Source organism: Qipengyuania algicida, assembly GCF_009828025.1.
GTDB lineage: Bacteria > Pseudomonadota > Alphaproteobacteria > Sphingomonadales > Sphingomonadaceae > Qipengyuania > Qipengyuania algicida.
Genome location: NZ_WTYA01000001.1, coordinates 458,741 through 485,173 on the forward strand (window position 1 = coordinate 458,741; position 26,433 = coordinate 485,173).

Below are 26,433 nucleotides of genomic sequence, written 5' to 3' on the forward strand. Positions count from 1 at the left end.
AATGGCCGTCATCAACACCAACATCAGCGCCATCAAGGCGTCGAATGCTTCGAACGTTGCCAGCAAGATGCTGGGCACCGCAATGGAACGCCTTTCCACCGGCAAGCGTATCAACAGCGCCAAAGACGACGCCGCAGGCCTCGCCATCTCGACCACGATGACCGCACAGGTCCGTGGCATGAGCCAGGGCATTCGTAACGCCAACGACGGCATCAGCATGGCGCAGACCGCCGAAGGTGCACTGTCGGAAGTTACCAACATGCTGCAGCGCGTTCGTGAGCTGTCGGTTCAGTCGGCTTCCGCCACCTATCAGGACACCGACCGCGGTTACATGAACTCCGAAGTTGCCGAGCTCCAGTCGCAGATCGGCGACGTGCTTGCCAACACCAAGTTCAACGGCAACGCGATGTTCTCGACCACTGCCGGTACGGACCTGACCTTCGACATCCAGGTTGGTGCCAACAGCGGCGAAACCGTGACGCTGACCAGCAAGGCGATCGACGGCACCGATATCTCGGCCACCGCACTCGACGTTTCGACTGCAGCGCTCGCCGACACCACGATCGGCAATGTCGACAACGCTCTCGCCAGCGTTGCTGGCACCCGCGCTTCCTTCGGTGCCGGCCAGAGCCGCCTCGAATCGGCAGTCAACAACCTGACCAGCAACGTCACCAACCTGTCGGACGCACGTTCGCGGATCGAAGACGCCGACTATTCGGCTGAAACCACCGCGATGGCCAAGGCACAGATCCTCAGCCAAGCTTCGACCGCGATGCTGTCGCAGGCGAACCAGAGCCAGCAGAACGTTCTCTCGCTGCTGCGCTAAGTTCAGACTCAAACACCGTATCGCCCGGGTCCCACCCTGTGGACCCGGGCGATATTGCGTTTGGAATCCGTAAAAGCGAGTTTCGAGGACGCGCGACTATTCGCCTGGTGACGGTGCCGTCGTCTGACTGACCCGGGCCAGCTGGTCGCCGCCCAGCACCTGATAGAGCGTGACCCGGTTAAGGATCGAGGCAAGCTCCACACTCACCTGCGACTGGCGCGCGGAATAGAGGCTGCGCTGCGCCACAAGACTGTCGAGAAAGCTGTCGATCCCGTTCTTGTATCGGGCATCGGTGAGCTTGGCCGTGGTTGCCGCGGCATTGGCATTAGCCGTATTGGCGCGCAGCCGTTCGCCGATCGTGCCTTGCGTAGCGAGGGAATCGGACACTTCGCGGAAAGCGGTCTGGATAGCCTTTTCGTAAGTTGCCAGTGCAGCGTCACGCTGTGCCTCGCTGACGACGACATCGGCGCGCTTGCCGCCCGCATCGAAGATCGAATAGCTTGCATCGGCACCAGCGGTGAGCTTGAAGGCATCGCCGGTAAACAAATCGGCCAGCGCCGTGCTGGCGAAGCCCAGCAGCCCAGTCAGCGAGATCGAGGGAAACAGCTTGGCGCGTGCAACACCGATATTCGCATTCGCGGCGCGCAACTGATATTCCGCCTCGATCACATCGGGACGCCGCAACAGCACATCGGAACTCAGCCCGGCGGGTAGCGGGACGAAGCTGTCGGCGATGCCGGAGAGGCTGTCCGGCAACAGCGTTTCTTCCACCGGGCCACCCACCAGCAGGCGCAGCAAGTTGACATCCTTGGCAAGCGCCGTGGTCTGGAGCGCGATGTTGTCCTGCGCGCTCGCGAGAATCTGCTCCGCCTGCGACAGGTCGGTGCGCGGTGCGATCCCACCTTCGAACCGCGCGCGGGTCAGCTTGACGGCCTGCTGCGCGTTGTCAGCCGTCGCCTGTGCCAACGCCAGCAAATCCTTGTCCGCCGCATAGGTCGCCCAGGCTGTGGCGATATCGGCAACCAGCGTCAGGCGAACGGTGCGCGCCGCCGCCTCTGTGGCGATAGCCTGATCGCGCTGGGCCTTGGTGGCGTTCGCATATTGGCCGAAGAAATCGAGCGCGTAGCTCGATACCCCGCCTTGCACGGAATAGAGCGTGTAAGAACCCGAGCGGCCAGCCGTCGATCCGGTGCCTGTTGTGGGTGCGGTGGTGCCCGAACCATTCTCGGTACGTGTGACGGAGCCGGTCACGCCGATCTGGGGAAATTGCTGTGCCCGCGTCGCGCGTACCTGCGCCCTTGCGGCAACGATATTGGCGGCGGCCACCCTCAGGTCGCGATTGTTGATGAGCGCTTGCCCGATCAACTGTTGCAGGCGCCGGTCACGGAATACCTCGGTATAGGACACGACCGGCAATTTCGCTTCGCTTCGCGCGAGATAGGCGTCCCCCACCGGCCAGGACGCAGGTACTGGCGGCGGCGGGAGAACCGTCTTGGGCGCGAGCGAGCACGCCGTCAGCGATACACTGGCAAGCAGGGCGGCTGCACGACGGAACATCATGCGCTCGCCTCCGGCTCGGGCGGCGTGTCCTCGTCGTGCGCGAACCGGTCGTGCAGCGCTTTCATTGAATCGCGTGCGCCGCGCCGCACGATCACAAAGAACAGCGGAATATAGAAAATTGCCAACAGGGTTGCCGCGATCATCCCGCCGATCACCGATGTGCCGATCGCGATCTGGCTGTTCGCTCCAGCACCAGTCGCAAGCGCCAGCGGCATCACGCCGAAGATGAAGGCGAAGCTGGTCATCAGGATCGGTCGCAGACGGATGCGGGCAGCTTCCAGCGCAGCGTCGATAACCCGCGCGCCCTTGCGCTCTTCCTGCTCCGCGAATTCGATCATCAGGATTGCGTTCTTGGCGGTCAGGCCCATGGTCGTAAGCAGGCCGATCTGGAGATAGACGTCGTTTTCCAGCCCCCGCAACGTGGTGGCGATCACCGCACCCAGCAAGCCGAGCGGCACCACCAGCAGGGCGGCCAGCGGGATCGACCAGCTCTCGTAAAGCGCCGCGAGGCACAGGAACACGACCAATATGGAAAGTCCGTAAAGCAGCGGTGCCTGGCTCGATGCGTTCTGTTCCTCATAGGATGCGCCAGACCACGATACGCTGGTTCCGGGATATTTCGCGGCCAGCTGGGCCATCGCCTGCATCGCCTCGCCGGAACTTACCCCGGGAGCGGCTTGGCCGGAGAACTCGTAGGACGATACGCCGTTGAAGCGCGAGCTGCTGGGCGGTGTCGTTTCCCATGCGGTTTTCGCGAAGGCGCTGAACGGGACCATCTGGCCCGACGATCCTCGCACATACCATTGGGACAGATCCGATGGATCCGCGCGGAACTGCGCATCACCCTGAACGTAGACACGCTTCACCCGCCCCTTGTCGATGAAGTCGTTGACGTAGCGACCGCCCCATGCCGTTGCCAGCGTCGAATTCACATTGTTTTGCGTCAGGCCATAAGTGCTAAGCCGCTGGTTTTCCAGATCGACCTTGAGCGTTGCGACGTCGGCCAGGTCGCTCAGCCGGACAGCTTGCAGCTTGGGGTCGGCATTGGCCGCAGCCAGCAGCTCATCGCGGTATGCATTGAACTGCTTGCGGCTGAGCCCGCTGGAGTTCTGGAACTCCATGGTGAAACCGGAAGAGGAACCGAGCCCGCGAATGGCACCCGGCACCAGCGTGTAAACGCGTGCTTCGCGCAGGCCGCTGAATGCAGCATTGGCACGATCGGCAATCGCCTGGGCAGAATTTTCCTTGCCCGGACGCTCGTCCCACGACTTGAGTTTCATGAAGGCAAGGCCGCTATTCTGTCCCGTCGCGCCCGGCCCGACCCCAGCGAGGATGAACAGCACGGAGATGTTCTTCCCCTCCTTGGTCTTGAGATAGTGCTCGACCTTGTCCGCCACCTCGGTCGTCTGGGCAATCGTCGATCCGGGCGGCAGCTGGTACTGCATGAACACATCGCCCTGATCCTCGTTCGGCAGGAATCCGCCAGGCAAGCGCAGGAACAGGAACACCAGCAGCGCGACCAGCACCACATAGATGCCAAGGAATATCCATTTGCGTTCCACCACCTTGTGGATCGCGTCGCGGTATTTCTCGGAAAGACGTTGGAAGCCGTTGTTGAAGCGATCCTGCGCGCCGGTGACAGCATGGGCGAGACGTGGCTGGTGCCGTTCGAGCCAAGTACCGTGATGATGCTCCCCTTCCTCGCGCGCGGCCTGCTTTTGTTTGAGCAGGTGCGAGGTCAGCGCCGGGCTGAGAATCAGCGCAACCAGCACCGAGAGCGTCATGGCCGCGATGATGGTGAGCGAAAACTGCTTGTAGATGACGCCGGTCGACCCGCCGAAGAACGCCATCGGAAGGAACACCGAGGACAGCACCAGCGCAATCGCAACCAGGGCAATCTGGATTTCCTTCATCGACTCGATAGTCGCCTCGCGCGGCGTCATCTCCGGATTTTCTTCCATCAGGCGCTCGACATTCTCGACCACCACGATGGCATCGTCGACCAGCAGGCCGATCGCGAGCACCAGCCCGAACAAAGTCAGCGTGTTGATCGAGAAGCCGACCAGCGAGAACACTGCGAACGTGCCGAGCAGGACCACCGGCACGGCAATCGCGGGGATCAGTGTTGCGCGCCAGCTCTGCAGGAAGACGAACATCACGATGACGACCAATATGATCGCCTCAAGCAGAGTCTTCTCGACCTCGCTGACCGACAGCTTGATGAATTCAGTCGCATCGCTGGCGTAGCTGAAGACAAGTCCTTGCGGCATGGAGGGCTTGAGCTGCGCAATCTTGGCTTTGACCAGTTCCGCCGTTTGCAAAGCATCGGCGCCGGGTGACAGGGATATCGCGATGCCCGCACCGGGATGCCCATTGACGCGGCGGACAGAATTGTAGCTTTCCGAACCCATCTCGACCCGTGCGACATCGCCCAGCTTGACGCTCGATCCATCTGGGAGTGTCTTCAGCACGATCTCACGGAACTGCTCGGGTGTTTGTAGCTTCGACAGCGCAGTGACCGTCGCATTCAGCATCTGGTCCTTGGGCGCTGGCAAACCTCCGACCTCGCCTGCCGCGATTTCCGTGTTCTGGGACTGGATCGCATCGATGACGTCGCTCGGCATGAGCTTGACCGCCGCCAGCTTGTTGGGATCAAGCCAGATGCGCATCGCGTGTGGCGCGCCGTAAACATTGACGTCGCCCACGCCCTGAACGCGCGACAGCGGGTCTTCGATGTTGGACGTCAGATAGTCCGCCACATCATTGCTGCTGCGTGTGTTGGTGCTGTCGTATATCGCAATCGTCAGCAGGCGGTCGGGGTTCGACTTGGTGACGCGGATACCCTGATTCTGCACCTCCTGCGGCAGCCGTGCGATCGCAGACTGGACCTTGTTCTGGACCTGCACCTGCGCGATGTCGGGATTGGTGCCCTTGGCAAAGGTCGCGGTGATCGTCGCATTGCCCTGCGAGGTCGATTGCGAACTGAAGTAGAGCAGCCCGTCGAGCCCGGTCAGTTGCTGCTCGATCACCTGCGTGACGCTGTTCTCGACCGTCTCGGCTGACGCGCCGGGATAGCTTGCGCGAATGTTGACGTCAGTCGGGGCGACATCGGGATATTGCTCGATCGGCAGTGTAAGCACCGCGCCGACGCCGGCGAGCATGACGATGATCGCCAGGACCCAGGCGAAGATCGGTCGGTCGATAAATATTCGTGACATGCCGGGCCTAGCCGCCCTGCTTTTTCGAACCTGCGGCCCCTGACCGCGGTGCACCGATCCGTTGCGGCTGCGAAGCTGGAGCCGGATTGACGGACGCACCCGCCTTCAACGTATCGAGCGCCTGCGTAATGACCTTGTCGCCAGCCTTCAGGCCGGAGGTAACAACCCAGTTCGAACCGGAAGTGCGATCCGTCACCACGGTGCGCTGTACGACCTTGTTGCCCGGCCCCACTAGATACACGTATGCTGCACCGTTGAAGTCGCGCTTCACCGCCTGCTGCGGCACCAGAAAGGCATTCTTGTCGGTCGCCTGATCGAACACGGCGGTCACGAACATTCCCGGCAGCAGAATGTTGCGCGGATTGGGGAACTTCGCCCGCAAAGTAACCGTGCCGCTATCCTGATTAACCGTGACTTCGGAGAACTGCACCGTACCGGCTTGCGGATACTGGGTGCCGTCGTCGAGATTCAGATGAACTGTGGTACTGCCGGGAGCCACGCCGCCAGACGCCAGACGCTGCCTGAGCTTGGTAAGGTCGGAGGCAGACTGCTGCATATCGACATAGGTCGGGTCGGTGCGCTGGATAACCGCCAGCGGGTCGGTCTGACTGTTGCTGACCAAGGCCCCTACGGTAAACAGCGAGCGCCCGATCCTGCCGCTGATAGGTGCAGGGACGGTAGTAAAGCGCAAGTTGATCTGCGCAGTCGAGAGCGCCGCCCGGGCCTGCTGCACCGCGGCAGCGGCTTCGTTGGCGGCTGCTTGGGCATCGGTGTAATCTTGCTGCGCGACCGCACCCATTGCGGCAAGCGGCTTGTAACGGTCCGCCTTGGCTTTCGCAGCCGCCGAACTGGCTCTGGCGCTGGCAAGATTGGCCTGGGCCTGCGCGACAGACGCGCGGTAGAGGCTGGGATCGATCTGGAACAGCGGTTGACCCGCCCGGACATAGCCACCTTCGTCGAAATAAATGCGCTTGATCAATCCATTGACTTGCGGACGCACCTCGCTGGTTTGATACGCAACCACGCGACCGCCGAGCGTGACCGGAATCGGCACGGTCTGCGGCTGAACTACGACGTAACCGACGTTCGCCTCACGAGGCCCACCCCTACCCTTTGAGTCTCCGCCAGAACAGGCCGCCAGAGTAAGCAGAGCCAATCCGACAAGGCATATCAGCAAAGGATTACGGCTGCTTTCGAGGGATTCTCGATGCGGCAATAAGTGATGGGGGTCGTTCACGGATGCGCAAATGACAGATTGGCCATCGGTTGCAAGCGATCTTCGCGGCGAACGACATGTCTGATCGACGAAATGCATCACCGTCACGCCCGGTGGCATACCAAATGTTAAACAGGTTTTGCTTGCAGAATGGCTGCTTAGCCGTATCGCGAAACGATGGACCCGACGTATTGTGATCCGTCCCTGACCGACGGCCTTCAGGCCATGCTGCAAAACAGCAGAATTGCGCTCTCAATTGCCGATGGACAGCAAGACGACTTCCCCCTTGTCGGAGTGAACGAAGCATTCTGCACGCTGACCGGATATCGCCCCGAAACGGTTCTTAATCGTAACTGCCGCTTTCTACAGCCCGAAGGCGGAGCTGGTCCGGTACGTGAACGGATGCGCCAGTTTTTAAAGGATCCCAAGCAGGAACAGGAAAAATTCGTTATTCCGAACGAGACCGCTGACGGGCGTCGCTTTCTGAATCTTGTCTATATGGCCAAGCTGTTCCGCGATAATCAGCTATGCTACATTCTCGGTTCGCAGTTTGATGCAACGCGCGGGAAGACACCGGCACTATCGCTTTATGAAGACGCTCTGAAAGAGGACATCCGCCGCTACAATCTGCTTGCCGACGACACCGGCTGGGTCATGCTGGGGAGCTTTGATGCCCTTGCCAACAGCCACGCGTTGATCGCTTCCTCCAAGCTCGACCGGGCCGAGCCGGAGGCGTCGAGCTGAAATGGCATTGTCGATGGATCAGGGCGTCCCGGTTGTAGGGGTCGGCGCATCAGCGGGCGGGCTGGAAGCGCTGCGCGAAATGTTCCGCGGTTACGACGGTTTGCCGGGCATGGCTTTCGTCGTCGTCCAGCATCTCGATCCCAATCACGAATCGCTCATGGCGCAGTTGATCGAGCGCTACACCAGCATGGAGGTCACCCAGGCGGAAGGCGGCGAAAAGCTTACCCGCGACCACATCTATGTCATTCCGCCCGGCCACGGGCTGGCGGTTGAGAATGGCGTTTTACGCCTTACTGAATTTACCGACCCCCGCGGTTTGCGCCGTCCGATCGACGATTTCTTCGAAAGTCTGTCCAAGGATCGTGAGCATTTGAGCGCCTGCGTGATCCTGTCGGGCACAGGCGCCGACGGTAGCCGCGGCCTGCGTGCGGTCAAGGAACAGGGCGGTCTCGCGATCGCTCAGGAACCGTCCACGGCACGATATGACGGAATGCCCGTATCGGCCATCGGGACCGGCTTGGTCGACCTGGTGTGCAACCCGGAAACGATCATCGACAAACTGCGCGATTTCTTCGATCCCGAGCGCCCTCACCACACCCCCGAGGACGAAGCGGCGGAAGTTGTCGATCATGTCGACGATCTGTGTGAAGTCCTGCGCGAAACCATTGGCCACGACTTTTCTGGCTACAAGCGCTCGACACTGACGCGCAGGATTGCCCGACGTATGCAGGTTCTGGGGTTGACCGATGCCGGACATTACCTCGCGCGCATCCGCAAGGACGGGGACGAATGCGATGCGCTGTTCCGCGACCTCCTCATCAATGTCACACGCTTCTTTCGTGACAGCGACGAATTTGACCGCCTGCGCGATCTGGTCATCGACCCGCTCGTGCGCAACGCGCGCGACGGACAGGAAGTTCGGATCTGGGTTTCTGGATGTTCGAGCGGCGAGGAGGCCTATTCCATCGCAATGCTGCTGGCAGATGCGATGCGTCGTCACAACGCACAGCTTTACGCTCAGGTTTTCGCGACCGATATCGACGACAAGATGTTGCAGATTGCGCGGTCGGGCACTTATCCCATCTCGGCCATTGCGGATATCCCGCCGCAATTCCAGGCAGATTATCTGATCGCCGGGACCGACACGTTTACGATCGCGCCGCGCCTGCGCGACATGGTTCGGTTCAGCCAGCACAATCTGGTGCGCGACCCCCCGTTTTCGAATATCGATCTGGTGTCATGCCGCAACGTGCTGATCTATTTCGGTGAAACCCTGCAAAAGCAGGTAATCCCTCTGTTCCACTTCGCCCTGCGGAGCAACACCGGTTATCTGTTCCTGGGTTCTTCCGAAGCGATCGGCCGGTTCGACGATTTATTCGACTATATCGATCAATCAGCCCGCCTGTTCAAACGGAAGAACGTGAAGAGTCGCTACTCACTGCAAATCCCATCTTCGACATCGGCGTCCATGCGGCGCCGGGCGATCGCCGACGATGAACGTCATAAACCCGGAACAAACTCAGCCGAGCTGGCGGCGTTGAGGCGCATAGCGGAAAGCTACGCTCCGGTAACGCTATTGACCGATCAGGACGGCATCCTGCTCGAACGATGGGGCAATGCGAGCAAATTCCTGAAATTTCCCGAGCGTCTCGACGTCAATGTCCATATTCCCTCGCTTGCCAGACCTGGCCTGAGGGAAGTTATCGGCCCTATGCTGCGCGAGGTGCATCAAAACAATCGCCGCACCATCGCGCGCGACATCGACGTCCAGACGGATTTCGGCACACTCACCGTCGCCGTGGTCTGCGAGCCGGTGGGCGAGGAATCCTACCTTCTGGTCATCCGCGATACCGAAGCGCTCAAAGTCTATGACGATGGCAACTTCAATGAGTTCGAAAGCGGGGACGGCCAGATCGAATTCCTCGAGCAGGAATTGCAATCGACCCGCTATCGCCTGCGGTCCACGGTAGAGGAGCTCGAGACGACGAACGAGGAGCTGAAAAGCTCCAACGAAGAGATGATGTCGATGAACGAGGAGCTTCAATCGACAAATGAAGAGCTGACCACGGTAAACGACGAACTCAAGACCAAGGTCGATCAGATAACCGTCGCCAATGCCGATCTGCGCAACTTCTTCGATTCGACCGAACTCGTGGTGATCGTGGTCGATTCGTATTTGCAGATCCGCAGCTATACCGACGCGGCGGAAGAACTTTTCAAGATCGGCGAATCCGATATCGGCCGAAACCTTGGCGATATAGGAAGCAGCCTCGATAGCCGCGACTATATCGACATGGCGTCAAAGGCAGCGCGCCAAGGTCGCCCCTTCGAGCAGCGAAGCACGTCTGCCGACGGGACGGCCGAATATATCGTCAAGGCGATCCCCTATCGGACCTTGAGCGGCGATGTTGACGGCGCGACGCTGGTGTTCACGGAAGTCACCAGGCTGCTGCGTCTGGAAAGCAGTCTCAACCAGGAACGCGAACGGCTGAGGTTGGCGCTCGAAGTCGCCCAGATCGGCGTCTGGGAATATGAGCCAGCGACCGACAAGACCACGCTCGACCCCACCGAAAGAGCATTGCTGGGCATAGATGAATCGGGAGAAGATCCGCCACTCGCAGACATTCTCAGTACCTTACCTGCCGAAGATCGCGACAAGGTCAATCAATCGTTGCGTCAGGCGATGGATGGCGACGTGGATTTCGACCAGGTCTTTCGTATCTCGCTCGGCAACAACAATTTCCGCTGGCTGCATGGGCTTGGTCGCCGGGTCGAATCAGGTGATACCCGGAAATTTATCGGTGTGACTTACGACGTTACTGCCGAACATCAGCATATGGCCCAACGCGAGCTGATGATCCGCGAAATGAACCATCGCGTGAAAAACCTGTTTGCGGTGATTTCGGCGATGATCAACATCAGCTCCCAGGAAGCCGACGATGTGCGTGAGTTTGCAAAGGACTTGCGCGATCGGATCCACGCGCTGGGGCGTTCTCATGCGTTGACCAACGCCAGCCCGGATGATCGCCCCGCAACGCTCGAAACCCTTATAGAAACTGTTCTGAAGGGCCAGCACAGCTCCCAGACAATCACCCTCAACGGCCCAGAGGTGGAAGTCAGTAAGGCACAGACGACTTCGCTTGCCCTGATTTTTCACGAATGGGCGACGAACTCATCCAAATACGGCGCATTCTCCCAGCGTGATGGCACTCTCAATGTCACCTGGAAAAAAGACGGTAACCTGATCGTCGTTGACTGGGTCGAAACCGGCCGTGGGGACGTGGACAGCAGCAGCGCAGGCTTTGGGACAAGGCTGGTCGAATTAACCGCGCGTCAGTTACAGGGTGAAGCGCAGGCAAGGCCGACAGAAGGTGGGTACTGGCGCGAACTCAGCTTTAGGCCAGCGCCCGCGGACTATTAAATCCAGCACGTTGCAACGCTGAGGCGATGTCCGCCTGCCCGGCAGGCTTATCAACGACGGGCGAACTGTCGAACTCGTCCTTAAGCTCGTTATGGTTGGCGTTGGCGCTGACAAAAATCACGCGGCTCCCGTGCTCGGCCAGATGGCGAGCCAGCGGCCATACGAGTTGGCCCGATACGTCGATATCGAGCAACGCATAATGCGGGGAAGATTCCTCACACAGCGCGAAACCTTCCTTCAGCGAGGTGGCTGGCCCCAGAACCTGCGCTCCAAGGTCTTCCACTGTCGCCGCGATATCGAAGGCAATCAACGCTTCGTCGTCCAAAACGAGCACCAGCGGCCTGCGCGCTTCTTCCACGTGAAATCCCCTCGCAAGTGATGGAGCGACCTCCGACACCACCGGTGTCGAGTGAAAGAATTCAGAATTGCGGTCTCAGTTCCCGGGAACAGGATCCGGAGATACTCGCGGCACCATCAAGGCACACTTCAGGCGGGCAACAAAGCTCTTCGCTGAGTTCGCCTCATGGCGGCCCCGATCGTCAGGAATCCGACGATCATCAGCGCCCATGCCGAGGGCTCAGGGACAGCGGTATTGTTACCGAGGAATCCGACATCATAGCCGCCGGGGTAGATTACCGGCGGAGTTGGCGGCGGCGGCGATCCCTGCGGAACGAACCTGTAGGGGACGAGGAACGGGTCGAACTCTGCACCGACCGCAGGCTGGAGCGGATCGACCGAGAACAAGCTCGGCGCGCTGAAAAGGCTGAACGCCGAAAACAGGCTGACACCGCCATTGTTGCGTGGATCTCCGAAAGCAACCTGGAAGCCGGTACAACTGGTCAGATCGGTACATTGCGCAAAGTTAGATATCTGCAAGGTCGAGGTGTAGACCAAGGAAGAAGTTTCGCCCGGTGCGATCGTGTTGAGATCGATGCTGAGGACGGTCGCGCTCCAGTCGGTGGCTGACCACAAGGGTGGGTTGTCGTCCATCTGGACACCGTTGAAATCGCTGCCAGTCGTGAGCACGCCCTGGGCGGGGTCGATCGCCGAGCCGACTGCGCCATACAGCAAACTCGTAGCCTGCCCGGTTGTCTGTGCGACGTTGAAATCAAAGTTGGCGTTGGCATTGCCCACACCGCCAAAAGTATAGGCGTTGGCGAGATGGCCCGGTGTAATAAGGGAATCGAACCGGAGGTTTTCCGCCGTCGTTCCATTGTTGGCCAGCGTAAACACGATCTGGGTCGTCATGCTGACGCTGCATGTGCCAACGCAGTAGGCATCATGCAGAAAATAGAAACTGCCCGAGTTTAGCGAAGCGGTGAGATCGAGCTTCATCTCCGACAACTGCCCACCAGAATTGTCATCCAGAAGCAAGGCGGTATCGCCGCCCGCGTCGCTGGAACTGCCCGACTGGCCGCCAATCGCGTAGGAATAACTGTTGGTCATCATGGCGGATTCGACCACAGCAGCATTCGCAGGTGCCGCAAGAAATCCAAACCCCAGCATCGGAACTGTAAGAAGCCGAATGAAAGAATGGCGCGCGAACGCAGTGGGTTGGCGAAGCATAATACCTCCAAGTTTTGATGGAGCGGCCTTCGCGAACCCTGTTATTCCGCAAGAAATATGTCACACATTATTAACCATCACGCAATGGCGAAGTATGTGAGAGGCTTTCACAGTAGGATTTTGTCCTGTTTTGGGACGCCCTATCAAGCCTAAGCTTGCGTTGCAGTGCCAGCGCCATGCCACACTGCTTTGATGCATCCCCCTTGCGTCCCGCGCGTTCGAGAATCCTTGCCCTCAGCAGCAACAATTCCGCCTGGTCGGGGTCGTCAGGCCCATAGTTGCGATCGTAGATGGCTTTCACCTTCTGGGTAAGCTGCAGCGCGGTTGCCGTTTGACCCGCCTGCCCTTCCGCTTCAGCGGTGTAGAAATCAGTATCGCCGACTGCTGCGTTGGTTGGCCCGTACAATTTCACGAAAATCGAGCGTGCTTGAGCAAACGACTGCCGCGCTGCCGTGAAATCACCCTTGGCTGCCTCGATCCGGCCAAGCAGCAGGTCTGCCGCCGCCAATACCGGGTGATCGGGTTCAAGGACGCGATGATAAACCGCCACCGCCTGCTCCATCAATTTGGCGGCTTCGTCGACATTGTTGGTCATGAACAACGCCAACGCCTGGTTCTGCAAAGCTTTGGCCGAGTGAATATCGCTGAGACCGTATTTCTCCAGCGTGAGCTTGGTTGCAGATTGATACAGTCGCCGCGATCGCTCTACTTGCGATGTCTGCCCCCACGCCTGAGCCTCGTTCGAAATCACCCCGATCAGCTCATCGCGATGGTCGCCGTCACTTTCACGAAAACGCTGGGCGGCGGCGCTAAGGATATCGGCGGCGCGCCTATAGTCGCCGCGAAGATAGGCAATATTGCCCCTCAGCTTCATGATCCGCGCGTCAAGTTCGTCATGGTCGCTCGCAATGTCCTCGATCGCGTTCTGCGCCTCGTCGACCAGCCGTGTTGCACCATCAGCGTCGCCTCGCTGAACTGCCAGTTCTCCGAGTTTCAGCAAGGTGCGTGTCCGTCCTGGCCCGGGTTCCGGCTGAAACGCCAATGCCTTGCGTAAGTCGCGCTCCGATTCCTGTGGCAGGCCGAGGTTCAAGTAGATGTTGCCGGTGGTCCGCAGCAGGCTTGCCGCAACCAGGGGATCATTCCTGAACTGCTGGCCTGCGCGTGTACTGGCGCGGTCGAGGATCGTTAGCGCGGTGATCGTGCGCGGATTTTCCGTCGCCGGGTTGGCAATTTCGAACGTGCCGGTCAGGAAATCGAGGCTGCGTTCGGCCAGTTCGCGCTGCTGCACCGCGATCCGCCGCTGCCTCTCGGCATAGATCGCCAACCCCATCGTCAGCACAGCGATCATGCTGGTGGCCGTGGCCACCGCTGCGAGCCGCCTCTGCCTGCGCGAGGCATCCCGGCGAGCGAGCGCATCGAGCGGGACGCCCGCAATACCTGCCAACAGTTTGAGCAGCGCCAGCCGACGGCCATCCTTACCCTTGCGGATGTCCGCCGCGATCGGCTCCGCGGCAATGTCAGACAGCGCACCGTCCGGCCCGAGCCTGAAGCGCAGTGCCTCGGGGAAGCATTCCTCCGCCCCACCGGAATAAGGCTCGCCATCGAGGATGAGCGCAAGCGTGCGGTCTTCGCCATGCAGGCGCTTGAAGGAGAGAATTTCCTCATTCACCCATTTCGACTGCGCCGCACGCGGGCTGCACAGCACGATCTGGAATCGCGAATCCGCCAGCGCCGCGCGCAACTCACCGCCCAGATCGCCGCTGGCGGGCAACTCGTCGCGGTCGCGAAATACATGCGGCAGTCGTTTGGGAACTGGGCCGAAAGGGCTGTCATGCCCACGCAGTACGCGTGGGAAACGATAGCCCTCGATCCGCCGATGCAGCCAGCTCGCCACGCTCTGATCTGCATGACTGTAGCTGATGAAGGCGGAATAGCGCTCGGCCATCGCCTAACCGGGTAATTCCAGCGGGCGCACTTCCGACAATTGCCGCCACTGGTCGACTTCCGCCAGCATGATTTCGGTCAGTCGCTTGAGCCGCCTGGAGAGTCCGCGATAGTCACGCGGGTCGCGCTCGATCGCATTGGCCAGCCGCTCAAGACGCCAGTGAATGGCGCGTGATCTTTCCGCCGACCCCGCGAAATCGCCTTGCATCCTGATGCCGTACAACGCGCCGCCAATCGCCGGCAGCAACGCGGTGAGGAACGTCACCAATTCGGTCACATCGACGCCAAAAATCCCGACATGCGGGCCGACCGTGAACTTGGCGAGCAGCCACGCCAGACAGGCCCCGATTGTCCCGATGAACAGCCATTCGCCGAGATGCCGGATGCGGTGATCCATCTTATCCATCCGCGCGGCGTTGCTGCGATGATAGCCAATCTGGTCGCCAATCAACGCCAATGTGTGCCCGCGTACCCTGGCGGCATGACTGCGGTCGATCTTGCCGTCGAACATCCCCAGTTCGCGCGCTGTCGCCCTTGCATACCATCCTGCCACCCCGCCCGATTGCGGCTCGTGGGTGCGCAGCAACGTGAGGTCTCCGAGAGCTGCCGACAATGGCTGGACCCGGAGCAGTTCGGTAAGATGGCGACAATCGATCCAGCGACGGTGCCACGCCGACTGCGTGGCTTTGCGGGTGCGCATGATGATCAGTGAAATCGTCATGAGTTCGGCAAGGATAAACAGCACTTTGAACGGCGGCGCCAAGACTCCGGCCAGCGCGAAAGCCACGGCGAGCGCGGCGAGCGTAAAATTGGCGACGTAACCGCCGCGATAGAGCCCCGCAAAGCGATTGGCGGCAAGATCTGCAGCAGCAAACCGCGGCAGCAGTCGTGAGCTTGCCGCCTCGGCGCTTTTCGAATGCCCATCGAAGCAGGACAGCATCGGTTCCAGCTGGTCGGCCGATTGCTTCAGGCCATCACGACGAAATGCCGCTTTCCAGCCCCGCGCTCCCGTGAGCCACAGCAATAGCGGATAGGCCATTGATCGGCCCCATTTGCCATCGACCGCTTTTTCCAGATCCGCGATCAATTCGCGCGCGCCCGGCGGCGGGGCCAGCAAGGTCGCGACCATATCAGCCAGCGAATTTGCCGCATCGCTGCGCGCTACAGTGTCAAGCGTAGGCGCGTCATGGGATTCGGAATCCGATGAATTCCACAGCAGTGACGGCTCGCTCTCACCATTGGCGTCGATCACCAGAACCGGCACACCGCTGGCCACGGCATCGGCGATAATTTCCGGCGTACCGCCGATACCCTGGGCAGGCTTGCCGTCCCATATCGCCAGCAACAGATCGCATTGCGCCATGTTGAGCAAACCGACAGCTCGGTAGGCTTCGCTGCGTTCGTAATCCTCTCCGGGTAAAGCCAACACCCGCGTCGCTTGGGCGACCAAGGATTCGAACTGTTCGTTTTCCTCGGGGTCGAAGTCCGCCTGGTAAGTAGATGGCGAGAACGGCAGGCTGGCGTCCAGTTGCGCACCCACCTGGAGCGCCACCCGGGCCGTGATCGAATCCGATCCCGAAGCGAGCGGCGAAACCAATTCGATGCGGGGATCTTGGGAAGCATATAACGCGCCGTGCGTCCGATGGAGATCGCCGAGCAATATATTCAACTGGCCAAAGACGGCCGCCAGTTCGCGCTCGATCCGCGGAAATTGATCGACCTTCAGCCGCGGTGGCCGATGACCCGTCACACCGATCCTGAGCCTGAGTTCAGGCCGGAGATCCCCTCGCGGGCCACTCGAATCTCGGTTACCCCCCATGGCAGGACGGGATAGGCCGAGCACGGTTCCGCATCAATACTTACAGTGAGATATTAATATTCTGCGCCGGATCGAGCGATCCTTTCCCCAGCAAAACCCCACTTTCGGCTCAATCAAGCGCCATCCAACACTGTCTCATTTTGATACATTATGCCGCCAATCATTAAGAATTCTGTTCGCACATGCCGGTTTCTGGTATTGCCGAAGCGAGTCGAGCGCCGTCCTTATGTGCGCCCGACAAAATCGATAGGGGGTTTTATGGCGCGCCACACGTATGTCGCAATCGCTGCCACGGCTGCGCTTGCCAGCGGAGGAAGCGCCCACGCTTCCGCCCTGTTAGGCTCGACCGTTACCGGCTCTATCACAGGCAGCACTGACTATGTCGTCACCGCGCAGTTCCCCGCGTCGGCCACGGTCGGCCCCGGCACCGAGTTCACCGGCGGCATCAGCGACACACCTTTCAGCAATTCTTTCGACATCACGGCGAACTTCACCGAGGACGCGCTGATCATTGCCTTCAGTTCGCCCAAGGCGTTTGCCAATGTAAGCGGAACCTCGCCTTTTACCCTGAACTTCGGTTCAGCCAGCGGGTATTTCGGCGGAATCGGCGCAATCACGCAAATCAGCTGCGTTCCGGTCTATGGTTGCGGTCGCTCTAAGATCGCAGTCACGGGTGACGCGAAAGCCATCAACATCGACGTATCGGCAATTTTTGCCGGTGACAGCTTCCAGATCGCGCTGTCGCCTCCGGCCGTTCCCGAACCGGCGACATGGGCGCTGATGATTATCGGCTTCGGCGCCATCGGAGCCGCAATGCGCAAAAGGCACCCGGCTCACGCAACAATGGCGCTCGATCCAAGCTAAAGTCGAAGGCCTTATTCGAAGCGCGCACAAGTCTGGCCGCAGTGATAAAGCTCGACGATCACAATGGATCGTCTGGCGGAGCGGGTGGACGCCAATTCATACTGTAAATATGGCATTTAATTTGCAATTTTACAAATTGCCATAGCTTCTGCCGTAAACGTTAAAGCGGTCTGCCGTGAATTCATGCGAACGAAGGTCATCGGTTGCCCAATAACAAGAGTGTCACGGGATACCGGGCTTGTCGCTATCGAACTAGACTCAACATCCAGTTGGTTCGGATGCCTATTCAAAGCGCGTAGGGTATCGGCGCCGCATCTCTGGGCTATCCCGAAATCCAATTCCGTAAACCGAGTTGTGGGCCAAGGTTGGCTCTATGAATCGGAGAAATATTATGGATTTGGTAGATACTCCTGAAGTCGGGAAATTTTCCTTCTCGTACCAAGGCACGCTTAATGCTGGGACACCGCCAGGGTTATTTGAAAGCTTTGAAGGTGATCGCTATGTTGTGGTCCATGCGTGTAATGGCAGACTAGCGATCGTGCTAAGTCACCAAAGGCTGCACAGCTTAACGATCCTTCGGCTGGGTCCCGATAAGCTTGCGAGCGGAAATGGCTTAGGATCTGGTGAGATCGAATTTCTCAACGAGGCACCCAATAACGTCTATAACCTTGGAACTATCTTGGTTGAAGATGATGGATTTATCTCGCTGCGCGCTCGCTACGAAGGGACAGAAGTCGAATGGACTATGTTCGCAGCCACCGAGGACCACGTTCCACATGGTAGTTACGATGGTTGGCGGATTAGCAAGTGGGGCTCTGTGTTTTTTGAGCAAACGCCGCCCAAAGCAGTTATAAAACCCCCTTACTGCCTCAGCCCTCTATTCGACCAAGATTCATAGCAATGTGGGGTCGGTCGGATCAGTATTAGGTCCGACCGACCAGTTTCCTGTTACGAAGGCCGGTGCGCTTCCTATATTTTTTGATAAGCAAATCTCAGCGAATACTCTTAATCAGCGGGTCCTAGGTTCGAGCCCTAGGCGTCCACCATTCCTTCAATGACTTACAGATGATCGAGGAGTGCGCTGTCCTGCGTGGGTCTCATTGGGGTCACAGATTGGCGCGACCATATGCATGACAGCTTTGCGCCTTAATCCCGGCCAATCGGGCAAACGCTACGTTGCGCCAAAGGCTGGCGCTTATTACGACCTGAGTTGCTGACCCCGGCCATTGCGCCAGTCCGGTTTCGATTGATATACGAGCGACCCTATCCAACTTAGAGTGGGAGTGGATAGCCGAATGCAACAACCGGTTGCCTGCGGATGACAGAAACGGGGATCGATGGTTGGAATAGCTCCGACATTTGAGGAATTCGTTGGTAGGGCGGAACGTTCGATTTTCGGCGAGTGTGATCTCGTGGGCCGCAGTTTGGATACCGAGCCACTCTTGAACGGAGTGCCTTACAAGGTCCACCGGCAGAGTTTCGACATCGAACGCCGGCGGGCATTGGGAACCTTTTTCACCGGCAGCGCAAATGCCCGCTTTCTAGCCCGGCAGCTGCATGCTGTGCTGCCCGCAAACAGCCTCGTGATGGACCCGACCTGCGGTATGGGTGACCTGCTCCTTGCTTATGCGGAGGCAATCCCCATCGAGAACACCCTCAATGCCACACTTGAAGCATGGGCGAAGCAGTTGGCAGGTCTCGACCTCGATACTGACCTCGTGCGCCTTACCAAAGCGCGACTAGTTCTCCAGGCGCGACTCAGAGGTGGTTTCACCGACGAACTCAAAGATATCGATGGCATCCTTCCAGGCATCCGCACTGGCGACATGATGGCATCTGGTAATGCGCTCGGCGAACCTGACGGATTCCTGTTTAACCCACCATTCGGGGTGGTGAAGGAGGTGCACGACTGCGTCTGGTCTACTGGATCGGTTAATGCAGCGGCACTTTTCCTTGCGGAGCTTGTAGCGAAAAAGAAGCCGAGCGCACCAGTATCCGCGATCCTTCCGGAAGTCCTGAGAAGCGGCTCAAGATACGAGGCCTTTCGCGCCCATCTTGAAGGCTGGGGTCTTGGGGGTGGCTATCATTTGCTCGGCCGGTTCGATGTTTGGACCGACGTCGATGTATTCGCGACGTTGGTCGAGCGAGCCCAGAAACGACGCATCTGGGACATGGGATCGCAACCGTACGACGGGAAGTGTGTCGGTCATTTCTTCCGGGTCCACGTCGGCGCTGTGGTTCCGCATCGCCATGAATGTAAGGGGCCTTGGCGCCGCTACATCTGCGCCAAGACCACGCCGCGGTGGTCCGAAGGATACGAGCCGAAAGCCAGCCGCCGCTTTGCAGGCACCTCTTTTAAGCCGCCATTCGTAGTCGTACGCCGCACGTCCAGTCCCAGCGATACGAACCGTGCTGTCGCTACCGTGATCCTCGGAGCGCGCGATGTAGCAGTCGAAAACCACCTGCTTGTTCTCATTCCCGAAGACGGTTCGCTCGATCGATGCAGGGACCTAGTCCGCGTCCTCGGTAAAAAGGCAACCGACGACTATCTTAATGCAAGCATAAGGTGCCGCCATCTCACAACAGGCATTGTGGCCCGTATACCCTGGACTGAGACCGATGACTGACCATCTCAAGTTCTCGCCGGATATCTTGCGCAGGCTCGGTGAAGAGCTCGTACCCGCCATTGACCAAGGCATCGTCGAACTGGTCAAGAATGCCTATGATGCCGATGCGACGACCTGCGAGATCGCACTCGTGGGCCTGGCATCGGGCAAAGGCAGCATCTCGATACTGGACAACGGCACCGGGATGACCGGGAAACAAATCCGCAGGGGTTGGCTGGTTATAGGCCGGTCCGAAAAGAATAAGAATTCACTAACTCCAAAGTACAATCGCGTGCCTGTTGGCGACAAAGGGCTGGGGCGGCTCGCTGCCTTGCGCCTCGGAGACCGGGTGACTCTCACGACCAGGCCCGCTGCGGAACCGGGCAAGCAGTATTCGCTCGTACTCGACTGGCTACAATACGAAAATGCAGAACTGGTCGAGGATGTGGAGCTGGCCATCAAGGAGGCCGATACTGACCGTCCGCAAGGAACCGAGATTCGCATCGAGAACATCGGTGACCGGGTCTCCCGCGGCACAGTGTCCAAGCTCGCCCGCAGCCTCTTGTTGTTGTCCGACCCGTTCGCAAGGTTTGGGGAACAGCTGGAAGAAAACAAGCCAAAGCGGAATAGCAGCGAGTCCGATAGCGATCCCGGTTTCTCGGCTAGCCTGCTCACTGAGGAATTCAACGACCTGCAGGCAAAGGTCAGTCAGTCGTACTTCAACGATGCTGAATACCGCATCCAAGCCGAGGTCGACGATAAGGGTAGCGCAGTCTTCCGCATTCTCGACTGGAAAGGCGATGTCCTGCACCAAGCCCCTGCCGACGAGGCCTTCGATGCGCCACCGTTCACCTTCGACCTGTGGGCGTATATATTGAATAGCGAAAGCTTCTCGACCCGGACATCAACCGTGTCCGAGGTCAGAAACTGGCTCAGCGAACTGGGCGGCGTACATGTCTATGAGGATGGCATCCGAGTGCCCCCATACGGCGGGGCAGACAACGATTGGCTAGAACTCAATTTGCGCCGCGCACGCAGTCCGGAAGGACGCCCTTCGACGAACACCTCGGTTGGGCGAGTCAAGGTAACTAACATCGGCGGTTCGCTTGTCCAGAAGACCGACCGTATCGGCTACGTCGAGAATTTCGCGTTTACCGAGCTCAAGCGTGCCTGCGTGGAGGCTCTGAATTGGGCCGCCCGCATCTTGCTTAAGGAGCGCGACCGAAAGCGAGAGGCAGAGAAGCAAAGCAAGAAGGAAAAGGCCGAGAAGGCGACGAAAAACCTCGAGCGTGTGCTGAATAGGACTGTCAAGCCGACAGAGCGTAGGAGGGTGGACAGCGCGATCCGCAGCTACGTTGAGCAGACCGAAAAGGAAGCGGATTCGCTGCGTGAGGAGCTCGAACTCTACCGGTCACTTGCAACTGCAGGCATGACCTCAGCAGTGTTTGCCCACGAGATCGGCCGACCACTCAAATTGATAGACAGCGGTATCAAAGGGTTGATGAGGCTCATACCGGCCGAACAGCAGGACGCAGCAGGCAAGCGCGTGGAAAGGATCCAGACTTCGAGGGACCGGCTTAGTTCCTTCGTGAGCATTCCGCTTCGCCTCTTGAGCAAGAGCAAACGACGCACGGGCAAGGTCGATATTAATGCGGCAATTGGCAGCTTGGTTACGATGCTCGAGCCGGTGTCGGCTTATTATGAAACGGTGATCGAGTTCGTACCGAGCGAAGACGGGCTGTTCTTTAATGGCACCGAAGCTCTTCTCGACGGGATCTTGCTCAACCTAGTGCTTAATTCCTTCAATGCCTTCCAGCGCGAGAGTTTCGAACAAGAGAAGCGCCGGATTAAGATAGAGACCTGGAGCGATACCACCAGTATTGTCATCAGGGTCGAGGACAATGCCGGGGGTATCGATGGTGTCGGCATCGAGGACATCTGGCTCCCTGGCGTTACCACAGTCGCCGACGGCACAGGGTTCGGGCTGACGATCGTCAGGGACTCGATCAAAGACCTTAACGGCACTATTCATGCCGATGCGCTGAGCGATTTCGGCGGCGCGCGGTTCACAATCTCCCTCCGACCTATGAGAGAGCTGTTTGCGAAGTAGGATGCTGGAAGCCATGGAACTAGCGGGCGTCGAACCTCCACCTTCGGTTACAATCATCGACGACGATCCCGAGGACCGCGAAGACCTTATGGACTTGCTCCGCGACCACGGCATCGAGCCAAGGCCGGTGAATGATCGCTACGGCCAAGACATCGACCGGCTAGTCGCCGATATCCTCGCAATCGGTAGCTCGTTCGTTATTTGTGATTACCGTCTCCAGCCGAAGAACTTCGCCTCATTTAGCGGCTCTAAGGTCGTAAGGCGGCTTGGCATGTCGAAACAGCCGGCAATGCTGTTGACGATGTACCAATCCAACAACCGCCTTGAACTCCGCCAGGAACGGGCGGACATGCCGGTTGTCGTCAGCAGGCGTGATTTCGAGGTCGAGAGGCTTGGCGACTATGCCGAGATTTGCAGAAGGGAATTCTCTGACAATCCGATCGACCAGCGACGCCCACATCGCTCGCTCATCGCGATCAGGGACATCAGAAACAATCACGGCCCCACCGAACTTGATGTCGTCATTCCTAACTGGCGACCCGACGAATCTATTATTCTTCCGGAACTATGCTTGGCGCCTGGGGTAACCACTGGGCTTGAGGTTGGCGATTACCTGCTTGGCGATGTGAATGTCGGAGCTGAAGACGAGGACGATTTATTCTTTCGAAACGTCAACGAGGTCATCAAAGCCTGCGAGATCTCCGATCTATGAGCGAAGTCATCGTATTCGACGTAGCGCACGGCAATTGCTGCCTTATCCGGTCGCAGAACGCCCATGCAGTTATTGACGCGCCGTGCAAGGCACTCCTCCTAAATACGCTCGAGGACATGAGGATCACCTGTGTTGACGTGGCGTTCATTTCGCATGCCGACAAGGACCACATCGCTGGTGTGATCGGACTGCTTACGAGCGAATCCATCGAACTCAAGAAGCTTTATCTCAACCCCGATTCTCAGAAGGACACCAGAATCTGGCGTCAACTACGTGCCGCATTGAAGGTGGCCGAGCGCCAGGGGAAATGCGAGGTAATCCTCTCTCTTACGACTGTGATGCCCGGCATCGTGAGCGTGGGCGAAGTTGACGTACGCGTAGAAGCCCCCTCGAACTCCTTCGCAGCGGGCGGATCGGGATCCACCGACGAGAGGGGGCGCAGGATAACGTCCAATTCGATTTCGGCCGTGCTCCGGGTCACTACCGGCGAGCACCCAGGCCTCTTACTTGCGGGTGATATCGACGAAGTCGGCCTCGATGATGCACTCGAGAATGGCCGGGATTTAACAGCTCGGACCCTGGTATTCCCGCACCATGGCGGGCTGCCTGCCTCATCCGATGCGACATCCTTCGTCGAAACAATCATGCGGGCGGTGACCCCGTCGCTAGTCATTTTTTCAAATGGCCGGGGCAAACACGACAACCCCCGCCCCGAAATCGTGGGCCCGGTCGCGCGAACAGGATGCGGAATTGCATGCACGCAAATGGCGCACGCGTGCAACCAATCGGTAATCTTCAAGCGTGAGCACCTTGAACCGCATCGGGCTCAAGGCCAAGAGCATGGAGCAAGCTGCGCGGGATCGATGACCATAGACCTTTCGGGGGATGGCCGCCGTCTTGCATCGAAACACTCTGCGCATCAGAAGTTCATCGACGACGCTGTAGAAACACCGATGTGCAGGCCGGCCCCACCCGAAACCGATGGGCCTGATGTTTCCCAATAGCTGAGCTTGCTCACCTAAGTCCTTTCCGGCTTTGTCTCGTTTTGCGCGAAATCGGAGCATCAGTCTGCATCCCGTTCGCGGATACTTGGCAACTGACGTTACCCAATCCATCTTACTACAATGGCCACGACCATTTATCTCGACGAGTCCGGATTTACGGGCGACGATCTCTACAATCCCGAACAACGGTTCTTCACGATTGCTTCCACAATTCTCGAAGAAGAGGAGGCGAGGAAGATACTCGCTCGTTGCTTCCCCAGGTATCAGGGCAACGAATATAAATTCACAAATATCTGGAAGCGCGAGAGGTCGCGGGAAGGACTTCGTGCCCTGGCGGCAGAGATCCCTCGGTTTGCCGATCACGCATTTGTCTGGATTATTGACAAGCGATTTTGCCTACTCACCAAGTTGGTCGACTATCTCGTCGAGCCCGGTGCGTACGAGGCCGGTTACGACTGGTATGCCGATGGCTGGGGTCTACGATATCTGAACACCATCCATCGGGACTTGGTCACGCATAGAGCCGACGAACTCTACGATGGCATGATCCGCGCTTGGGATGCGTTTGCACGCGATCCAACCAATGAGCGGCTGGACTCCCTCAAGGAGCTTTTTGAACGCGGCAAGGCAACGACCGAAGCCCCGTTGCCGAGCCTCTTCGATTTACTCTTGCGCGGAATGGAACATTTCCGGAAGCGCAACACCAACCTCGCACACTTCATGGATACGAGCGAGATTCAGGTGACATCTGTGTTTTCGTCGATCACTTGGTGGCGCCAACAAAGGAGCGAGGATTTCGCGCTCGTTCACGACGAATCCAGCTCATTCCTGAAGCAGCGCGATGTTTGGGATACGATGCTTCGGGACGACTTTATTGCTCCGCCCTTTCCTATCGCGAACGGAACCGAGGTAGAGCTGCCACTGCGTGTAAGGTCGTCAACAGCAGTATGCTCGCATGACTCTCATTCGGTCCAACTTTGCGACATTCTCGCGGGGCTGCTCGCGAAAGCAGGACCCGGTCTCGTCGGCGGTTCGCACGATCCGTTCATTGTCGATCTGGTTAGGTCCGGAGCCGGCGCGCTAAACTACAGCGGGGTCATGCCGCACGCGCTGTATGTAGATGGGCCGCCACAGCGCCGGGTAGGACCTGACATGGTTGATCGCATGATCGAGTTACTCCGGCCGTATCTTGATCAGAAGATGGCGGAACGCGAAAGCTTCGACGGATAGGGTCAAGGTATGTGGCGCTATTACGGTCAGCGCCAACCAGTCACTTCGGGGTTACTAATCCCCAATGCCGTGCGTGGCGGCATCGCCGAGCTGTATGGGACAGGCATGGCTCGCAAGCAATGGAGAGCTGTACGGGCGGGGTTTCGCCTGATCTTCGCCAGAGAATTTCGTATAATCACCTAGTATCAGCGGCACAGAGAGGCCATCATGGGCGGTATCAATTCCGGGCGGCGGCGCAGCGTCCATCACGGAGCAGTCGAGCAGTTTCCCGTCATCGATCTGCGCGTTCTGAAGCGCGCTGGGCTGCTAAAGCCCGGTGAATGCACATATGACACGTTGCGATGGCGAAATCAGGACCTAGAGGCGCTTGAGGTTCGAATTTTCGTCGATTTGAGCGACGATGATGACGCATCAATTCGAATTGCCGGTGATGTACCCGACCAGCGCGCAGCGGTCGAGTGCGTGTCCGGCCCTTTCGGCGGCTATCGCTGCTACTTTCTGTGCCCGCTGACCGGCAAGCACTGCGAGCAGCTTTTCCTCGCTGATGGCACATTTGCTTCGCGCAAAGCGCACGGACTCACCTACGCCAGTCAAAGCGAGGACGATCTATCGCGCGCCCACCGCAAGGTGCGGAAGCTACACAGACAGGTAAAGGGCGATACCCGGTATGCTCGTCCCCGAGGCCGCAAGCGATATGCCAAGGTGCGAGAATTCAGGCGTGCTAAGAGCATTGCAGATGGACTTTATCTCGATCGACTTCGTACGATGGTCGCTGATGCTTGAATGTGCCCCCTGATTATGGTCCTTCTAGGAAGGTTTCAGGAATTGCGAAATGCTCATTTATGGACTGCATAAGCTCAAAAATCGCCGGATGGTCCACATCGAGCGTTGCTGGATTTAGTTCCGGCATGTTGAACATTGTGCCGAAGAACTGCTGCTGTGGATCGGGGCGAGTATTGCTGAGATAGTGATACGGATGGTTTGTTACCATTACGAATGCCTGTTGGTTCGTATCGTCCCGATAAGCTGGCTGGCGTTCCAGTAAGTTGAGCGATTTTCGAAAGGCATTGATCCACGGCGCAGCCCCGGGGGCACCCTCCCACGGCGGCCTGTTGACATCAATGAAGATCAGCCGATCGTCGTCCGCAGGTTTTTTCATGGCCGCCGCGACGAGTTTTGCGTCGGTCTTAATCGGCAAACGGTCGAGAAACGCTTGCAGATAATCGAAGCCGATCCTGTGTCGACGCTTTGCCTCAATCCAGAATTTCTTACCAGAAGCGGCGTGCGTTGCGATGCCCTCCCCATGTTTGGACGTGCGATCATCCTCATCAAAAAATTCGATGCTGAACCCGGCTCGGGCGAGCGTTGCCGCTACCCAGAGCTCATATCGCGCGCCTTCAAATTGTTCAGGATGACGCAATCGTGCGATAAGCTTCGGTGAAAGATTCATCGCCTGCAATAGACAGAACATATCGTAGGCAATCGAACGAAAACCCATTGTTGTCCCGATTTCCCAATTCGGATCGTGTCGGGTGAAATGTCCGTGCTCATCAGCTTCCCTATCGCAGATGATCTCATACCATTCGGCAAGGA

Annotated in this window: 18 protein-coding genes and 1 pseudogene; 11 read left to right on the top strand and 8 right to left on the bottom strand. The window is 58.6% G+C overall.

All coding sequences use genetic code 11. From position 1 onward, the window contains the following. Position 1 precedes the first annotated feature (1 nt). A complete protein-coding gene (locus tag GRI58_RS02325) occupies positions 2-826 on the top strand; it encodes a flagellin N-terminal helical domain-containing protein (protein WP_160751926.1) in 825 nt (274 codons plus the stop codon). A 96-nt stretch (positions 827-922) separates the two neighbouring features. On the opposite strand, the gene GRI58_RS02330 is transcribed toward GRI58_RS02325, so the two are convergent. From GRI58_RS02330 to GRI58_RS02340, 3 genes are read right to left on the bottom strand one after another with little or no spacing between them, the layout of a single operon-like run. Then, positions 923-2,386: an efflux transporter outer membrane subunit gene (locus GRI58_RS02330; protein WP_160751927.1), complete on the bottom strand. Its 1,464-nt coding sequence runs from the start codon at positions 2,384-2,386 to the stop codon at positions 923-925. After that, a complete protein-coding gene (locus GRI58_RS02335) occupies positions 2,383-5,604 on the bottom strand; it encodes an efflux RND transporter permease subunit (protein ID WP_160751928.1) in 3,222 nt (1,073 codons plus the stop codon). The genes GRI58_RS02330 and GRI58_RS02335 overlap by 4 nt, the downstream gene beginning before the upstream one ends. Positions 5,605-5,611: 7 nt before the next feature. Continuing rightward, positions 5,612-6,841: an efflux RND transporter periplasmic adaptor subunit gene (locus GRI58_RS02340; protein WP_419957011.1), complete on the bottom strand. Its 1,230-nt coding sequence runs from the start codon at positions 6,839-6,841 to the stop codon at positions 5,612-5,614. Between the two features lie 156 nt (positions 6,842-6,997). Between GRI58_RS02340 and GRI58_RS02345 the strand changes: the two genes are divergently transcribed. Continuing rightward, on the top strand, positions 6,998-7,564 hold the full coding sequence (locus GRI58_RS02345) for a PAS domain-containing protein (RefSeq protein ID WP_160751930.1): 567 nt from the start codon (positions 6,998-7,000) through the stop codon (positions 7,562-7,564). Position 7,565: 1 nt separating this feature from the next. Further along, a complete protein-coding gene (locus GRI58_RS02350) occupies positions 7,566-10,985 on the top strand; it encodes a CheR family methyltransferase (protein ID WP_160751931.1) in 3,420 nt (1,139 codons plus the stop codon). Here GRI58_RS02350 and GRI58_RS02355 read toward each other — a convergent pair. The 4 genes from GRI58_RS02355 to GRI58_RS02370 all read right to left on the bottom strand — a co-directional run bounded on the left by GRI58_RS02355 (position 10,960) and on the right by GRI58_RS02370 (position 16,245). Next, positions 10,960-11,343 (bottom strand): response regulator, encoded by a 384-nt coding sequence (locus tag GRI58_RS02355; RefSeq protein WP_160751932.1) that lies wholly within the window; start codon positions 11,341-11,343, stop codon positions 10,960-10,962. The two genes, GRI58_RS02350 and GRI58_RS02355, sit on opposite strands and share 26 nt — an antisense overlap. 128 nt (positions 11,344-11,471) lie before the next feature. Beyond that, on the bottom strand, positions 11,472-12,434 hold the full coding sequence (locus GRI58_RS15540) for a PEPxxWA-CTERM sorting domain-containing protein (RefSeq protein WP_237452021.1): 963 nt from the start codon (positions 12,432-12,434) through the stop codon (positions 11,472-11,474). Positions 12,435-12,621: 187 nt separating this feature from the next. Further along, the gene (locus GRI58_RS02365) at positions 12,622-14,496 is read right to left on the bottom strand and encodes a tetratricopeptide repeat protein (RefSeq protein ID WP_160751933.1); all 1,875 of its coding nucleotides are present in this window, start codon (positions 14,494-14,496) and stop codon (positions 12,622-12,624) included. 3 nt (positions 14,497-14,499) lie between these two features. After that, positions 14,500-16,245, bottom strand: coding sequence for a hypothetical protein (locus tag GRI58_RS02370; RefSeq protein WP_160751934.1), 1,746 nt, complete (start codon positions 16,243-16,245; stop codon positions 14,500-14,502). Positions 16,246-16,572: 327 nt separating this feature from the next. Between GRI58_RS02370 and GRI58_RS02375 the strand changes: the two genes are divergently transcribed. The 8 genes from GRI58_RS02375 to GRI58_RS02410 all read left to right on the top strand — a co-directional run bounded on the left by GRI58_RS02375 (position 16,573) and on the right by GRI58_RS02410 (position 25,623). Then, complete coding sequence (locus GRI58_RS02375; RefSeq protein WP_160751935.1) at positions 16,573-17,178, top strand: PEPxxWA-CTERM sorting domain-containing protein; 606 nt, start codon at positions 16,573-16,575, stop codon at positions 17,176-17,178. A 391-nt stretch (positions 17,179-17,569) separates the two neighbouring features. Continuing rightward, entirely contained in the window at positions 17,570-18,076 is a 507-nt protein-coding gene (locus GRI58_RS02380; RefSeq protein WP_160751936.1) for a hypothetical protein, read from the top strand. A gap of 526 nt (positions 18,077-18,602) precedes the next feature. Next, on the top strand, positions 18,603-19,805 hold the full coding sequence (locus GRI58_RS02385) for a DNA methyltransferase family protein (protein WP_160751937.1): 1,203 nt from the start codon (positions 18,603-18,605) through the stop codon (positions 19,803-19,805). Next, a complete protein-coding gene (locus tag GRI58_RS02390; protein ID WP_160751938.1) occupies positions 19,798-21,894 on the top strand; it encodes a sensor histidine kinase in 2,097 nt (698 codons plus the stop codon). Before GRI58_RS02385 ends, GRI58_RS02390 begins: the two co-directional genes overlap by 8 nt. 1 nt (position 21,895) lies before the next feature. Further along, positions 21,896-22,606 (top strand): hypothetical protein, encoded by a 711-nt coding sequence (locus GRI58_RS02395; protein WP_160751939.1) that lies wholly within the window; start codon positions 21,896-21,898, stop codon positions 22,604-22,606. Continuing rightward, positions 22,603-23,610, top strand: a complete 1,008-nt coding sequence (locus tag GRI58_RS02400) for a ComEC/Rec2 family competence protein (RefSeq protein WP_160751940.1) — start codon at positions 22,603-22,605, stop codon at positions 23,608-23,610. The genes GRI58_RS02395 and GRI58_RS02400 overlap by 4 nt, the downstream gene beginning before the upstream one ends. Positions 23,611-23,730: 120 nt before the next feature. Next, on the top strand, positions 23,731-24,840 hold the full coding sequence (locus GRI58_RS02405) for a DUF3800 domain-containing protein (protein WP_160751941.1): 1,110 nt from the start codon (positions 23,731-23,733) through the stop codon (positions 24,838-24,840). Between the two features lie 207 nt (positions 24,841-25,047). After that, entirely contained in the window at positions 25,048-25,623 is a 576-nt protein-coding gene (locus GRI58_RS02410) for a hypothetical protein (protein WP_160751942.1), read from the top strand. Positions 25,624-25,636: 13 nt separating this feature from the next. Here GRI58_RS02410 and GRI58_RS02415 read toward each other — a convergent pair. Further along, positions 25,637-26,433, bottom strand: a pseudogene (locus GRI58_RS02415) (hypothetical protein); the annotation flags it as partial.